Genomic DNA, 15,020 nt, shown 5'->3' with positions numbered 1-15,020 from the left:
AAAATGAAGGTTTTAAAGTTTGGAGGAACATCGGTAGGCTCTGCACAGAGAATGAAAGATGTTGCCAAATTGATTTCTGACGGCGAGCAGAAAATAGTAGTACTCTCCGCAATGTCGGGTACAACTAACACATTAGTTGAAATTTCGGATTATCTGTACAAGAAAAATCCTGAAGGTGCGAATGAAATCATCAATAAGCTGGAAGCAAAGTATAAACAGCATATAGATGAACTTTATTCTACCGAAGAATATAAACAGAAGACATTGGAATTCGTAAAGTCAGTATTTGACTATATCCGTTCATATACAAAAGACATTTTCACTTTATTCGAAGAAAAGGTTATCCTTGCACAGGGAGAAATCATTTCTACAAACATGGTGACAAACTACCTTTGTGAACAGGGTATCAAAGCTGTTCTTCTTCCAGCATTAGAATATATGCGTACAGACAAGAACAGTGAACCAGACCTGACTTATATCCGTGAGAAATTGGCCCTTCAGCTTGAAGCTAATCCTGGATATGAAATCTATATCACTCAGGGATATATCTGCCGCAATGCTTACGGAGAGATAGACAATCTGCAAAGAGGTGGTAGCGACTACACAGCATCTCTTATTGGTGCTGCCGTAAATGCTTCTGAAATCCAGATATGGACTGATATCGACGGTATGCACGACAATGACCCTCGTATCGTAGAAAAGACTTCTCCTGTACGTCAGTTACACTTCGAAGAAGCTGCCGAACTGGCATATTTTGGTGCAAAAATTCTTCACCCAACATGCGTACAGCCTGCCAAATATGCAAATATCCCGGTAAGACTGCTTAACACAATGGAGCCAAGTGCGCCAGGTACTCTGATCTCTAACGAAACTGAAAAAGGTAAGATTAAAGCAGTAGCAGCAAAAGACAATATCACAGCTATCAAAATCAAATCAAGCCGTATGCTGCTTACTCACGGATTCCTTCGCAAGGTATTCGAAATCTTCGAAAGCTATCAGACAGCCATCGACATGGTTTGTACTTCTGAGGTTGGTGTATCGATGTCTATCGACAATACTAAGCACCTCAACGAGATAGTAGACGATTTGAAAAAATACGGTACCGTAACTGTAGACCAGAATATGTGTATTGTATGTGTCGTTGGTGATTTAGAATGGGAAAACGTAGGTTTCGAATCTAAAGCACTTCAGGCTATGAAAGAAGTTCCTGTACGTATGATTTCATATGGAGGAAGTAACTACAACATTTCTTTCCTTATCCGTGAAGAAGACAAGAAACGTGCACTGCAGTCTCTGAGCGATGTTTTATTCAACAATAAATAAACATCTTTAATATAAAGGCGAATGGCTGTGGATTAAAACATCCTAACCATTCGCTTTTTTCATAAATAATAATAGCTACAAACGAAAACCCAAAAACATAACATTTATGAAAGGTACATTCCCTATAGGAAAATTCCGCGAAATGGAAACACCATTCTACTATTATGATGCAAATCTGCTTCGCGAAACTCTTCAGACTATAAAGAATGAAAGTGGCAAATACAATAAATTCTGTGTACACTATGCAGTAAAAGCCAATGCTAATCACAAAGTGCTTAGTATCATACGCGAAAGCGGACTCGGAGCCGATTGCGTTAGCGGTGGAGAAATAAAAGCCGCCATCAAAGCAGGATTCCCTGCAAGCAAGATAGTATATGCAGGTGTAGGTAAAACAGACTGGGAAATCAACTTAGGACTGGATTACGACATTTTTTGCTTCAATGTTGAATCAGTTCCTGAACTAGAAGTAATAAACGAACTGGCCGCAGCAAAAGGGAAAATTGCAAGAGTGGCTTTCCGCATCAATCCTGATGTTGGAGCACATACTCATGCCAATATCACAACAGGTCTGGCAGAAAACAAGTTCGGCATCAGCATGAACGATATGGATTATGTTATCGACCGTGCACTGGAGATGAACAATGTAAAGTTTGTTGGACTTCATTTCCACATAGGATCACAGATTCTTGACATGGGCGACTTTGTTGCTCTCTGCAACAGAGTGAACGAGCTTCAGGAAAAACTGTTCGCACGTCAGATTATCGTAGAGCATATCAACGTAGGTGGCGGACTCGGTATAGACTATGCCCACCCTAACCGTCAGCCGATACCTGATTTCGCTGAATATTTCAAGACATACCACAAACACCTGCGCCTGCGTCCACAGCAGACACTGCATTTTGAATTGGGACGCGCAGTTGTGGGACAGTGTGGTAGCCTCATTACAAAGGTCACTTACGTAAAACAAGGAACAAACAAACAGTTTGCAATAGTTGACGCAGGTATGACAGACCTTATCCGCCCGGCTTTGTATCAGGCTTATCACAAGATAGAAAATATCACTTCTGACGAAGCCGTAGAAACATACGATGTAGTAGGTCCTATATGCGAATCATCCGATGTTTTCGGAAAAGCTATCGACTTGAACAAAACTAAAAGAGGTGATTTGATAGCACTCCGCTCGGCAGGTGCTTACGGAGAGATTATGGCTTCAGGTTACAACTGCAGAACTCTCCCACAAGGATATACATCCGACGAACTTATTTAACGAAACAAAAACACACATCCAAAGGCTCTTTCATGGCTAAATAAAACCATCGAAGGAGCCTTTTTTCTGAAAATTTGAACTACTTTTGCATGACTTTTCAGAAAACAAACAAGATATGATAAACATAGACTACAATTCGGCTATTCTATTCTTGCAGATATTCTGCGGACTGATGTTTTTAATTCAGATATATTACTTTCTGTTTCCGTACAGCAGATTATTCAAAAGCAACAAACAGCAGAACAAGCTTCCGGAAAACACAAACTGTCCTCCTCTATCCGTAATTTTGGTAACTAAGGACTCGGCAAGCATGCTTAAGGAAAATCTGCCATCAATACTTGAACAGGACTATCCGGAGTTCGAAGTTATAGTGGTAAACGACGAATCGGCTGGTGAAGATGAAGATATTCTGAAAATACTGGGAAACCGCTACCACCATCTATATCGCACATTCATTCCAAAATCTGCCAGATACGTCAGCAGGAAGAAATTAGGTGTGGCAATGGGTATAAAGGCCAGCAAGTACGACTGGATTGTAGTGACGGAGCCATATTGCAAACCTGAAAGTAAAAACTGGCTAAAAAGCATGTCAAGAAACTTTGTTCCAGGAATAGATATAGTTTTAGGTTATTGCAATTACGACAATGGAAATGGCATATTCACAAAAAGAATAATATCGGATATGCTGATGCTTTCCATGCGGTATCTGGGAAAGGCTATCGGCAGAAAGCCTTATATGGGTATAGGAAGAAACATGGCATATCGCAAGGAGATATACCAACAACACAAAGGTTTCTATAATCAACTTACACTCTCCAGAGGTGACGACGACTTGTTTATCAATGAAATAGCAAACAAGAATAACACAAAAGTTTGCGTCGATTCAAACAGCATAATGCGTATGCCATTACCGGAGTACAAAAAGATATGGAAAGACGACAAAATAGGCTATGAAGTGACAGGAAATCATTACAGAGGAAAAGCCAGAATTTCAAACAGTATTGAAACCTGGTCGGCACTATTGTTCAATCTTTCAGCAATAGCCGTTTTGTGTATGGCTATATTGAACAATGAATGGATTTTCACTGCATGTACACTTGCAGCATGGACTATAAGAACAATAATCGTAATGACCGTGTTCTGCAAAACTGCAAAAGCTATGGGAGAAAATGTTTCCGGCTATCTGTTCATATACGATATAATGCGTCCTCTGTATAGCCTTAGTCTGAAAATTGGCTACATAACACGCCACAAGAGTGACTACATGAGAAAATAGTAACACACTACCCTATTTGTTGAACAATTCGAACGTAAACTTACATCCTATGGATGTAAACTTGCCACGCTCGTTTCCCACGAACACGCCTGCATCAAAAATATGTGTTCCTATCCCATATCCAATTTCTATATAAGGGTTTAAATGTGGCATAAACAATATACCTGCATATATTCTTTCCTTCTGGATGAAGGAAAGAAGTTTGCTCACTGGATAAAGCAATATGAAAGGCGATTCATATGTCATATTTCCACGGACATAATGGCTTGACGCATTATACCATCTTCCATCCAGCATCTGGAATGTTCCACCAATGTCGTCATTCCATCCCTGCGGCAGATTTCTATTGGCAAAATTCACGTAGTCCACAAAATACATATCCTCCTGATTAAGAAAGAAGCCACAACCCACGTGATAAGCTATATTGTGAATATTCCTTACCTTTATAATCTGCTCTGCCGACAACTCCAGTCGTTCATATTCACCCGAACTCTTGAAAACCTTAATACCACGTTCGTAATCGGCTATAAAAGTAGGATAATACGAACCGACATTTATTTTTCGGTTGCCATTCATATAATAGTACATCCCGGGGGTCCATTCTATTCTTAATCTAGGGGCAAAACTATTATATCTTGAGCGTACTCGTGCGTCAAGCTCAGGAGTGCTTTTCGTATATCGCCAGTGCATCGAAAGGCCGGTCCAAAGAGTCAATCCATTAATTATTTCAATATTATGCGACAGATTTACATAAATATCCTTGAAATAATCCAAATCCAAACCGTCGAAAGAGAACGTACTGTCCGGCATTGCCTCAAGCTGGTCCAGCACAACACTACTGTAAATTCTGTTACCGTTTCCCACATGAAGTTCCACAGCGCCATGCTTTCGCGGATTATACACATACTCCACATCTGCCTTGGCATATAATTCCTTTTTAGTGAAGTTATAACCTATCTGTGGGGCTATTCTGAGAAGGCGCCCATCGTAAAACAGTTTGTTATACTTGTATACCTGTCTGTACGAAATACCATTACGATGACTGTAACTGAGCAACAGCGGATTGATGAGCGGCGAACAGTTTATACTACCAACCTTAGGCAAGTCTATATCATACGAATTTATCAGAGCATCTCCCAACTGTCCCAGGAACACCTGGCTTTTGGGCATATCCAGACTTTCTATGGAATCTTTCACCTGCTTCTTCCGGTCCATAATCCTGCGCTCCATTTTATCCTTGTACATCTGCTCCTCCTCGTATGTAAGAGGGAAAGGTCTTATCCTTGAAAAAGCCTTATAATCGGTAATAAGCCTGCTGGTATCGCATGTCAATGTATACGAATTCGACAGATTATACTTGCTTTTATCCTTTTTTATATAGATAATCTCTCCCAATTCCTTAAACTTGACCTCTGAATAGTCCAGCCACCCGGAATACCGCATCTGCAGATGATTTTTCAGGAACCTGAAATGCATATCAATATCCATATAGCACGGAAGGTACTTAGTCTGCGGAGTATTACCCATATAAGCTTTGATTCTGAAATCTATCAAGCCATAAGCCCCCTCAAAATCAAAACTATGTACCGACCAGTCGTCGACATATATCCACATATACCCGTCTACCAGTTTTGTACTCTTGTATCGTGGATGGACAAGTATTTTATAACAAACCTTATTATTGATAACGGACAAGCTATCAAGCACATATCTATAATGAACCCTAGACTGCCTGTTCAATGGAGACAAGACTTTATCTCCCATCAACGAACTGGAATATACATTAAACTTCATATAGTCCATGATATCAAACACCTCGCTCCTCTGGTTTTTGAAAGTAGATACCATTGCCTTGATCTTCCTGTCGTAAATGGAAGGAGCTGTATATTGGAGTTCGCTTATTGATTCATGCATATAATTGCTTATACTGTCCTCCAACTTGAACATAGAAGGGATGTACTTTATTATCCTGTTTTTTTTATGCACAGTTACCATCCCCTTCAGATACATATTTGCCTTATAGCTCTTTACTTCATTTGAATAGATAGAAGCAGAAGAATACACCTTGTCCATTATGGAGTCCGGAACAAAACGGTTCTTGGGAAACAGTGAAATAATGTTCTCTGCCTTCCCTATCAATGACATCATTCCCAAAAACATCAAGAAAAGATGCACCAATCTCAATTTCCCATTTTTGAGCGTATACGACATATCAATAGCAAAAATACACAAAACCCGTCGAAACGTATATTTTTAATGGTAAAAAAACATATTATTAATTTTTTATTAGTATCTTTGTGCTATATAACACGTTTTTATAACATCTATGGTAAAAAAAGAATTATCTGAGACTGAGATTGCCGAAAGCATTCCCGATTTGTGGCAACCATTAACCGACGCCCAAAAAGATTATCTAGCGCAGAATTTTACGATTCAGAAGTATAAGAAAAACGAAACCATCTATTGCGAAGGAGAAACACCTAAGCACCTGATGTGCCTGCTGAAAGGAAAGGTGAAAATCTATAAAGACGGGGTCGGCGGAAGAAGCCAGATAATAAGAGTGATAAAAGACAAAGAGTACTTCGCCTACAGAGCATATTTTGCAAACGAAAACTTCGTTACAGCAGCTGCGGCATTCGAGCCATGCACAATATGCCTTATCCCTATGACATGTATAGTTAAACTTTTGGAGGAAAATGCCCAATTGGGACTTTTCTTCATCAGACAGCTTTCCATCGACTTGGGTATATCCGACGAAAGGACTGTAAGCCTTACACAGAAACATATCCGCGGACGATTGGCTGAATCGCTTCTGTTCCTGAAAGATACATACGGAGTGGAAGAAGACCAGTGCACGCTTAGCATATATCTATCGCGCGAAGACCTGGCAAACCTTTCGAACATGACAACATCGAATGCCATACGTACACTTTCGAACTTTGCAGCTGAAAAACTGATAATAATAGACGGAAGAAAGATAAAACTTATAGACGAGGAGAAACTTAAGAAAATAAGCAAGATAGGTTGACACAGCCAAAGATGATGTATAAATACGAAATGTCCGATATCGGGTTTTATTCCAGTATCGGACATTTCGTTTTATATGAAATTGACTGAATAAATTAGCGTTACACGTTCGTGTGACGACAGTAACACGAACGTGTAACTATAGTGACACCCGGGTGTAACGATAGTGACACGAACGTGTGACTCTAATTATGTTTAGATTTATTCATATCTGATGGAACGTGCCGGATGAATACGGCTTATGAGATAAGACGGTCCCACAAGCATCAATACAGAAACAACCAATGTAAATATATTGAGCAGGATATATATAAGGAAATTCAGTTCTATAGGAACAGAACTTACGTAATAAACTGAAGGATCAAGTTTTACCGGTTCGAAGAAATACTGTATCATGCAGAGCGAAAGTCCTATCACATTACCCCACAGCATGCCACGCCCTATAAGGAATACCGAAAACGAAAGGAAGATTTTCCTTATCGAATTATTGTCCGCACCCATAGCTTTCAGTACACCAATCATATTAGTGCGTTCCAGTATTATTATCAACAGACCGGAAATCATGGTAAATCCGGCCACACCTGTCATAAGTATCAGTATTACCCAAACGTTCAGATCAAGCAAATCCAGCCACGCAAAAATCTGAGGATTAGCCTCTACTATGGTACGCGAGAAATAGCTCTGCCCGTATCTGTCGGACGCATCGAACAGACTTGTACGGATATCATCGTTCACGGCATCAATGCGCGAGTAATCGTCCACGTCTATCTCTATTCCGCTCACCTGATCGGACTCCCATTTATTGAGTCGGTTTACAGTATAAATGTCTGTCAGAAGAAAATAATCATCGAAAGCCGAGAAATTTGTCTGGTATATGGCAGCCACAGTCAGTCTTCGGGCACGCACATTATCATCCACATAGTAGGTATAGATTTTGTCGCCGGTTTTAAGTTTCAGTTTGTCGGCCATATTCTTTGATACGAGTACACTGTTGGTAGCTGCTGTATCGGTAAACTCCGGTATCTCGCCTTCCACAATGTGCTCACGGATATAGCTCAGGTCATACTCCTGCCCCACTCCTTTCACTACCATTCCCTGAAAACTATCATCCGTCATAATCATCCCAGGCTTGACGGAATATCGCTGCACATGACTAATGTCCGGTTTCTTCGAAAGAACCTCCATCAGACTGTCATCGGCTGCTATCGGAGCTGTCATATACAGCTGTGCATCGTCCAGACTGGTCACTATAACTTCGGATGCGAGACCCACAACTTTATCGCGCACCTGGTTCTTGAAACCTATAACCACTGCCACCGACACTATCATCACTGCCAGGCCAATAGAAATGCCGGCCATAGCAATGCGCACAGCCGGCTTCGATACTTCCTTGTTTCCGTCATTATTCCTGTAGATACGACGGGCGATAAACAGTTTCCAGTTCATACATTATTATTCGTCAACTCTTCCAGGATATGCTTCAAGCGCCTTTCTCAGAACGAAAAGCGAACGAACCAAATCTTCTTTCTTCAATACGTATGCCAGTCGGACCTCATTCTTTCCGGCACCCGGTGTGGTGTAGAAACCACTGGCAGGAGCAAGCATCACAGTCTCACCTTCGTACTCGAACTCAGACAAGCACCATGCACAGAACTTCTCGCTGTCATCAACAGGCAGTTTTGCCACGGTATAGAAAGCTCCCATAGGAATAGGCGAATACACTCCGGGAATTCTGTTCAGTCCGTCAATCAGACATTTTCTGCGTTCCACATACTCGTCGTAAGTCTCGCGTGAATATTCATCCGGTTCGTCAAGCGATGCCTCGGCAGCTATCTGTCCTATCAGTGGAGGACTTAGTCTTGCCTGACAGAACTTCATCACGGCTTTACGTACTTCCGGATTCTTGGTGATAAGCGCACCTATACGGATTCCGCACTCTGAATATCTCTTCGATACAGAGTCTATAAGAACTACATTCTGCTCTATACCCTCAAGATGACATGCAGAAATATAAGGTGAACCAGTATATATAAACTCCCTGTACACCTCGTCCGAGAAAAGGAAAAGGTCATACTTCTTTACCAGGTCGCGTATCTGGTTCATCTCTCTGCGAGTATAAAGATAGCCTGTAGGATTATTAGGATTACAAATAAGGATACCCTTGGTACGTTCGTTGATAAGCTCCTCGAACTTCTCTACCTTAGGCAATGAGAATCCTTCTTCGATGGTAGTAGTAACTGTTCTGATTACAGCACCGGCAGAAATGGCAAAAGCCATATAGTTGGCATATGCCGGTTCGGGCACAATGATTTCGTCGCCCGGATTAAGGCAACTCATGAAAGCGAACAGCACTGCCTCTGATCCACCAGTAGTGATTATAATATCGTCTGCAGTAAGATTAATATCATATTTCTTGTAATAACCAACCAGCTTCTCACGATAGCTTCTATATCCCTGGCTAGGACTGTACTCCAACACAGTACGGTCTATATTACGAATTGCGTCCAATGCCGCTCGTGGAGTTGGCAGGTCAGGCTGACCTATATTCAGGTGATACACATGAATACCTCTTTCTTTCGCAGCTTCGGCCAATGGAGCCAATTTTCTGATTGGCGATTCCGGCATTTCGTTTCCTCTTATGGATATTTGTGGCATAATTTATTATGTTATATAAAATTTTGACTGCAAATATAAACTGATTAGCCAAATAAAACAACTAACCGCTTAGAAAGTTTTGTCCGTTTTCGTACACTGTTTACAAATAAATACTATCTTTGTCGAAATAAATTACATATAGTATTTAATATAAAAAAGAGAAATAACATGATGCATAATTGGTTTGAATGCAAAATCAGATACGAAAAAGTCGCTGAAAACGGCATGAACAAAAAGGTTACAGAACCATACCTGGTAGATGCTCTGAGCTTTACTGAAGCCGAATCAAGAATAATAGAAGAAATAACACCATTCATAAGCGGTGAATTCACAGTATCGGACATAAAGAGGGCAAACTACAGCGAACTCTTCTTCTGCGAAGACGACGAAGCCGACAAATGGTTTAAATGCAAGCTTTATTTCATAACTCTTGACGAAAAGAGCGGTGCAGAAAAGAAAACAGCCACAAATGTACTGGTTCAGGCTGCCGACCTGAAAGATTCCATCAAAAAGTTGGACGAAGGCATGAAGGGTACAATGGCCGACTACGTGATAGCCTCTGTAGCCGAAACTGCCATAATGGATGTTTATCCATACTCAGCAGAACCGGATGTGAAACCGGAATTTGCAGATGCAGCAAACAGATAAGGAAAATCAATCATGGATATAAAAGCAATATTAAGTGAAATAAAAGCAGAGTTGCCACAAACCACACAACTCGTTGCCGTATCGAAATTTCATCCTGCCGAAGCCATAAAGGAAGCATACGATGCAGGGCAGAGAATTTTCGGAGAAAGCAAGGTACAGGAACTGGAAGAAAAACATAATATCCTTCCGCAAGACATTGAATGGCATTTCATAGGTCACTTACAGACTAATAAAGTGAAGTACATTGCTCCATATATATCTATGATTCATGCCGTAGATTCATACAAGCTGCTGGCTGAAATAAACAAACAGGCAGCCAAATCGGACAGAGTCATTCCATGTCTGCTTGAAATACACATAGCACAGGAAGAAACAAAATTCGGATTCACTCCCGAAGAATGTACAAACATGCTCGAAGAAGGAAACTGGAAAGATTTGAAAAACATATGCATCTGCGGAATAATGGGTATGGCTACAAATACCGATGACGACTCAATGATAGAAGCAGAGTTTACAAAACTTGCAGCATACTTCAACGAGCTGAAATCAACTGTATTCAAGGATACTGAAACATTCAAAGAATTGTCAATGGGAATGTCGGACGACTATCATCTGGCAATAAGACATGGCAGTACCCTTGTAAGAATCGGAAGTAAAATATTCGGAATAAGAAACTATTAAAATCATATTTATTATGACACAACTAACAACCACATTCGCAGGGTTAAAACTTAAGAACCCTGTAATAGTAAGCAGTTCTGGTCTTACAAACAGTGTAGAGAAAATCAAAAAACTGGAAGCAGCAGGCGCAGGTGCCGTTGTTCTGAAATCAGTTTTCGAGGAACAGATAAACATACAGGCAGGACAAATGAGCGGCTACGGTGCTCCGGAAGCCGACGACTATCTTAATGCATATGTGCGTTCGAATGCACTCAATGAACATATCGAACTTATAAAAGAAGCAAAGAAGGCTTGCAGTATACCTGTAATAGCAAGCATAAACTGCTATTCTACAAGCGAATGGACAGACTTTGCAAAACACATGGAAGAAGCCGGTGCAGATGCTCTGGAAATTAATATACTTTCATTACAGTCGGACAAAGACTATGCATACGGAAGTTTCGAACAACTACATATCGATGTTCTTAAAAATATCAAGAAAGCGGTAAATATTCCTGTAATAATGAAACTGGGAAACAATCTGACAAACCCTGTGGCACTAATCAACCAGCTTTATGCCAATGGAGCCGGTGCAGTAGTGCTGTTCAACCGTTTTTATCAGCCTGATATCAACATCGACACAATGACATTCACAAGCACAAACGTAATGAGCGAATCGAACGAACTTGCTGAAAAAATCAGATGGACAGCTATTGCTTCTGCAGCAGTTCCACAGATAGACTACGCTATATCAGGTGGCGTTCATTGTGGCAAAGGAGTAATAAAATCTATCCTGGCAGGAGCATGTGCAGTAGAAGTGTGCAGCGCAATCTACAAATACGGTGAAAAGGAAATAGCCGAAATGACTAAAGAACTTGCTGCTTGGATGGAATCAAAAGGCTACGAAAGCATTGAAAGCATAAAAGGAATAATGAATGCCAAAGCTGCAGGAAGCGTAAATCCATTCGAAAGAACACAGTTTATGAAATATTACAGCAACCACGATTGATATAAACATATAGGTTATAATACAAGTAGGAAAAGATGTTCCCGACAATAGTTAAAAAATATTATAAAAACTATTTATCGAGAACACCTTTCATTTTATTACGTTTTATTGACAAATAATTTGAATACTTATAACTAAATCGTATATTTGCACAACACACTGAATTTTGTGCATATTCAAAACATCAATTATGGGAAAAAGTTTCATAGCTTTCATAGAAGAAAGTATCAAGAAAAACTGGGACCTTGACGCCTTGACAGACTATAAAGGTGCAACACTTCAGTACAAGGACGTAGCCAGAAAGATAGAAAAACTTCATATTCTTTTAGAGGAAAGCGGTGTAAAGCCCGGAGACAAAGTAGCTCTGTGTGGCCGAAACAGTTCGCACTGGGGAGTAGCTTTTCTGGCAATCCTTACATATGGTGCAGTAGCAGTGCCTATCCTACATGAATTCAAACCGGACAATGTTCATAACATAGTAAACCACTCGGATGCACGCATCCTGTTCGTGGGCGACATGGCATGGGAAAACCTCAACGAAGCAGAAATGCCCGCACTTGAAGGTATCATACTCATGACAGATTTCACACTATTGGTTTGTCGAAGCGAAAAACTTCTTTATGCCAGAGAACACCTTAATGAAATGTTCGGAAAGAAATTCCCTAAAAACTTCAGACGCGAACATGTGTCATACCGTCGCGACAATCCTGAGGAACTGGCCATCATAAACTACACTTCAGGAACTACAAGTTTCTCTAAAGGTGTAATGCTTCCATACAGATCATTATGGTCGAACACCCAGTTTGCTTTCGAAGTATTGTCACTCAAACCGGGCGATAAGGTTATTTCCATCCTTCCTATGGCACACATGTATGGTCTGGCATTCGAATTCATATACGAAATGTGTTCGGGATGTCATATATACTTCCTTACACGTATGCCTAGTCCGAAAATCATTTTCCAGGCATTTGCAGATGTAAAACCTAATATCGTAATTTCTGTTCCTCTTATAATAGAAAAAATCATCAAAAAGAATGTTCTCCCTAAACTTGAGACACTCAAGATGAAAATTCTTCTGAAAGTACCTATAATCAACGACAAAATAAAAGCCACTGTAAAAGAACATATGGTACAGGCATTCGGAGGAAACTTCTACGAAGTAATCATCGGTGGTGCGGCATTCAATCAGGACGTAGAAAAGCTGTTGAGGAGTATAGAATTCCCATACACAGTAGGTTACGGTATGACTGAGTGTGGTCCTATTATCTGTTATGAAGACTGGAAACGTTTCAAGCCAGGTTCTTGCGGCAAAGCAGCTCCTCGAATGGAAGTAAAGATAGACAGTCCTGACCCTGCAAACATAGTAGGCGAAATCATGACCAGAGGTGATAATGTAATGCTAGGTTACTATAAGAACCCAGAAGCTACAGCACAGGCCATAGATAAAGACGGATGGCTCCATACTGGCGACTTGGGTATAATGGATGAAAATGGTAACATCACTATAAAAGGCCGTAGCAAGAACATGCTTCTAGGACCTTCAGGACAAAACATCTATCCGGAAGAGATAGAAGACAAGCTCAATAATCTTCCATTCGTATGCGAAAGTATCGTAATCCAGCAGGAAGACCACAAACTGGCTGCACTTATTTATCCTGACTTCGACGAAGCATATGCTCACGGAATGAGTACAGCCGACATAGAAAAGGTTATGGAAGAAAACCGTGTAGCACTGAATTCAGAACTTCCTGCATACTCACAGATATCACGTGTGAAGATATATCCGGAAGAATTTGAGAAAACTCCTAAAAAGAGTATTAAACGTTTCTTGTATCAGAACGTAAAATAATCAATGAAAAAAATTTCTAAAAACATCAGTATGTTCCTGTCAGTCATGGCACTGGCAGGAACTATATTTTCCCCCACACATGCTCAGGTATATGGCTTGAAAAAAGGGAAAAACATTTCTTTGAGTATAAGCAGCCAGAAAACCAACAACCGTAGAACCTATTTCAACCTTGGTCTGCTTAGTAACTACCAGAACCTGAACGGAGCAAGTATTAATATTATATCCGACGTAGTACATCAAAAAACAGCAGGATTCCAGGCTTCCGGTTTTGTAAATATCGTAGGCAACAGAAGTTCAGGTATGCAAGTGGCAGGTCTGGCCAACATTTCCGGAATAAGGTCACATGGTCTAAGAATTGGCGGTTTGTTCAATATCAGCGGCAAATCGACTTATGGAGTTCAGTTTTCCGGAATAGGGAACCTTGCAGGCAACAACCAGAAAGGACTCATGGTAACAGGGCTTATGAATATGGGATCAGTAAACATGAGCGGAATGATGATTTCAGGTTTGGCAAATATAGCTGGCAATGAACAAAGAGGAGTAGCCATAAGCGGTCTGACAAACGTTACCGGCAAAGACATGAAAGGAATACAGCTCTCATCATTAATGAATATTGCAGGAAACAAAAACAAAGGACTACAATTTGCAGGCTTGAGCAATGTTAGTGTTATAAATGAAGGTGCACAAATAGGTGGAGTGGTAAATTATTCGGGTGATAATAAAGGACTACAGCTGGGATTTGCAAACGTAAGTAACCAATGCAGCAAAGGGTTACAGATAGGAGTATTGAATATAAGCGGGGACAGCTGTACACGCCAGGTAGGTCTTATAAACCTCAAACCGCAGACACGCACCCAAGTAATTATATCAGGAGGAAATCTTTCGAAAACCAATGTAGCAGTAAGGTTTAAGAATAATCTGATTTACACACAACTGGGAGCAGGAATGATACTTGGCGAACTCACAGAAAAAGCATCTGTAGCCGGTATATACAGAACAGGACTGGCATTTCCACTCATTAAAAACAAACTATATCTTAATACTGATATAGGATATTGCCACATAGAAACATTGAGCAACACGGATATCCCAGACAGATTATACGCCATTCAGCCCAGAATGGGACTGGAATATAACCCGTTCAAAAAAATAGGACTATTTATAGCCGGAGGTTATTCATGGGAAAGAACATATAAAAACAATCAGGCCTACTCCAAGCACCCTATAGTAGAAGCTGGACTGGTATTCTTCTAAATCAAAATCATTTGTCATTTTTACAAAAAAAATTAAATGGCATTTAAACAGT

General features: G+C 40.4%; 12 protein-coding genes. 9 read left to right on the top strand and 3 right to left on the bottom strand.

Going from position 1 to position 15,020, the window contains the following annotated elements; genetic code table 11:
* Positions 1-3 precede the first annotated feature (3 nt).
* From I6E11_RS03785 to I6E11_RS03775, 3 genes are all read left to right on the top strand, one after another.
* Positions 4-1,323: an aspartate kinase gene (locus I6E11_RS03785; protein ID WP_235336492.1), complete on the top strand. Its 1,320-nt coding sequence runs from the start codon at positions 4-6 to the stop codon at positions 1,321-1,323.
* Positions 1,324-1,429: 106 nt separating this feature from the next.
* Positions 1,430-2,590 carry a diaminopimelate decarboxylase gene (lysA, locus tag I6E11_RS03780; protein ID WP_235336491.1) on the top strand — a complete coding sequence of 387 codons (1,161 nt, stop codon included), beginning with the start codon at positions 1,430-1,432 and terminating at the stop codon, positions 2,588-2,590.
* A gap of 115 nt (positions 2,591-2,705) precedes the next feature.
* Positions 2,706-3,866: a glycosyltransferase gene (locus I6E11_RS03775; protein ID WP_235336490.1), complete on the top strand. Its 1,161-nt coding sequence runs from the start codon at positions 2,706-2,708 to the stop codon at positions 3,864-3,866.
* A gap of 12 nt (positions 3,867-3,878) precedes the next feature.
* Here I6E11_RS03775 and I6E11_RS03770 read toward each other — a convergent pair whose 3' ends face one another.
* Complete coding sequence (locus I6E11_RS03770) at positions 3,879-6,014, bottom strand: DUF5686 family protein (protein WP_235336489.1); 2,136 nt, start codon at positions 6,012-6,014, stop codon at positions 3,879-3,881.
* Between the two features lie 178 nt (positions 6,015-6,192).
* Here I6E11_RS03770 and I6E11_RS03765 point away from each other — a divergent pair, with 178 nt between their 5' ends.
* A complete protein-coding gene (locus I6E11_RS03765) occupies positions 6,193-6,894 on the top strand; it encodes a Crp/Fnr family transcriptional regulator (protein ID WP_235336488.1) in 702 nt (233 codons plus the stop codon).
* A 200-nt stretch (positions 6,895-7,094) separates the two neighbouring features.
* Here I6E11_RS03765 and I6E11_RS03760 read toward each other — a convergent pair whose 3' ends face one another.
* Entirely contained in the window at positions 7,095-8,339 is a 1,245-nt protein-coding gene (locus I6E11_RS03760; protein ID WP_235336487.1) for an ABC transporter permease, read from the bottom strand.
* 6 nt (positions 8,340-8,345) lie between these two features.
* Positions 8,346-9,548 (bottom strand): pyridoxal phosphate-dependent aminotransferase, encoded by a 1,203-nt coding sequence (locus I6E11_RS03755; protein ID WP_235336486.1) that lies wholly within the window; start codon positions 9,546-9,548, stop codon positions 8,346-8,348.
* A 168-nt stretch (positions 9,549-9,716) separates the two neighbouring features.
* Here I6E11_RS03755 and I6E11_RS03750 point away from each other — a divergent pair, with 168 nt between their 5' ends.
* The 5 genes from I6E11_RS03750 to I6E11_RS03730 all read left to right on the top strand — a co-directional run bounded on the left by I6E11_RS03750 (position 9,717) and on the right by I6E11_RS03730 (position 14,968).
* Positions 9,717-10,196, top strand: coding sequence for a DUF4494 domain-containing protein (locus I6E11_RS03750; RefSeq protein ID WP_235336485.1), 480 nt, complete (start codon positions 9,717-9,719; stop codon positions 10,194-10,196).
* 12 nt (positions 10,197-10,208) lie between these two features.
* On the top strand, positions 10,209-10,877 hold the full coding sequence (locus tag I6E11_RS03745) for a YggS family pyridoxal phosphate-dependent enzyme (protein ID WP_235336484.1): 669 nt from the start codon (positions 10,209-10,211) through the stop codon (positions 10,875-10,877).
* A gap of 13 nt (positions 10,878-10,890) precedes the next feature.
* On the top strand, positions 10,891-11,865 hold the full coding sequence (locus tag I6E11_RS03740) for a dihydroorotate dehydrogenase-like protein (protein WP_235336482.1): 975 nt from the start codon (positions 10,891-10,893) through the stop codon (positions 11,863-11,865).
* 190 nt (positions 11,866-12,055) lie between these two features.
* Entirely contained in the window at positions 12,056-13,714 is a 1,659-nt protein-coding gene (locus I6E11_RS03735) for a long-chain fatty acid--CoA ligase (RefSeq protein ID WP_235336481.1), read from the top strand.
* 3 nt (positions 13,715-13,717) lie between these two features.
* Positions 13,718-14,968: a hypothetical protein gene (locus I6E11_RS03730; protein WP_235336480.1), complete on the top strand. Its 1,251-nt coding sequence runs from the start codon at positions 13,718-13,720 to the stop codon at positions 14,966-14,968.
* Positions 14,969-15,020: the final 52 nt, after the last annotated feature.

Origin of the sequence: Bacteroides caecigallinarum (genome assembly GCF_021531075.1) — a bacterium.
Classification (GTDB): Bacteria; Bacteroidota; Bacteroidia; order Bacteroidales; family Bacteroidaceae; genus Phocaeicola; species Phocaeicola caecigallinarum_B.
The sequence above is the reverse complement of the archived record's forward strand: the minus strand, read 5'-3'. Positions and strand labels throughout refer to the sequence as shown.

What these genes read in the sequence shown, in the direction of transcription:
- I6E11_RS03750 (WP_235336485.1), top strand. Translation starts at nt 9,717, where the DNA reads ATGATGCATAATTGGTTTGAATGCAAAATCAGATACGAAAAAGTCGCT.
- I6E11_RS03735 (WP_235336481.1), top strand. Translation starts at nt 12,056, where the DNA reads ATGGGAAAAAGTTTCATAGCTTTCATAGAAGAAAGTATCAAGAAAAAC.
- I6E11_RS03755 (WP_235336486.1), bottom strand. Translation starts at nt 9,548, where the DNA reads ATGCCACAAATATCCATAAGAGGAAACGAAATGCCGGAATCGCCAATC.
- lysA (WP_235336491.1), top strand. Translation starts at nt 1,430, where the DNA reads ATGAAAGGTACATTCCCTATAGGAAAATTCCGCGAAATGGAAACACCA.
- I6E11_RS03785 (WP_235336492.1), top strand. Translation starts at nt 4, where the DNA reads ATGAAGGTTTTAAAGTTTGGAGGAACATCGGTAGGCTCTGCACAGAGA.
- I6E11_RS03775 (WP_235336490.1), top strand. Translation starts at nt 2,706, where the DNA reads ATGATAAACATAGACTACAATTCGGCTATTCTATTCTTGCAGATATTC.
- I6E11_RS03765 (WP_235336488.1), top strand. Translation starts at nt 6,193, where the DNA reads ATGGTAAAAAAAGAATTATCTGAGACTGAGATTGCCGAAAGCATTCCC.
- I6E11_RS03730 (WP_235336480.1), top strand. Translation starts at nt 13,718, where the DNA reads ATGAAAAAAATTTCTAAAAACATCAGTATGTTCCTGTCAGTCATGGCA.
- I6E11_RS03745 (WP_235336484.1), top strand. Translation starts at nt 10,209, where the DNA reads ATGGATATAAAAGCAATATTAAGTGAAATAAAAGCAGAGTTGCCACAA.
- I6E11_RS03740 (WP_235336482.1), top strand. Translation starts at nt 10,891, where the DNA reads ATGACACAACTAACAACCACATTCGCAGGGTTAAAACTTAAGAACCCT.
- I6E11_RS03770 (WP_235336489.1), bottom strand. Translation starts at nt 6,014, where the DNA reads ATGATGTCATTGATAGGGAAGGCAGAGAACATTATTTCACTGTTTCCC.
- I6E11_RS03760 (WP_235336487.1), bottom strand. Translation starts at nt 8,339, where the DNA reads ATGAACTGGAAACTGTTTATCGCCCGTCGTATCTACAGGAATAATGAC.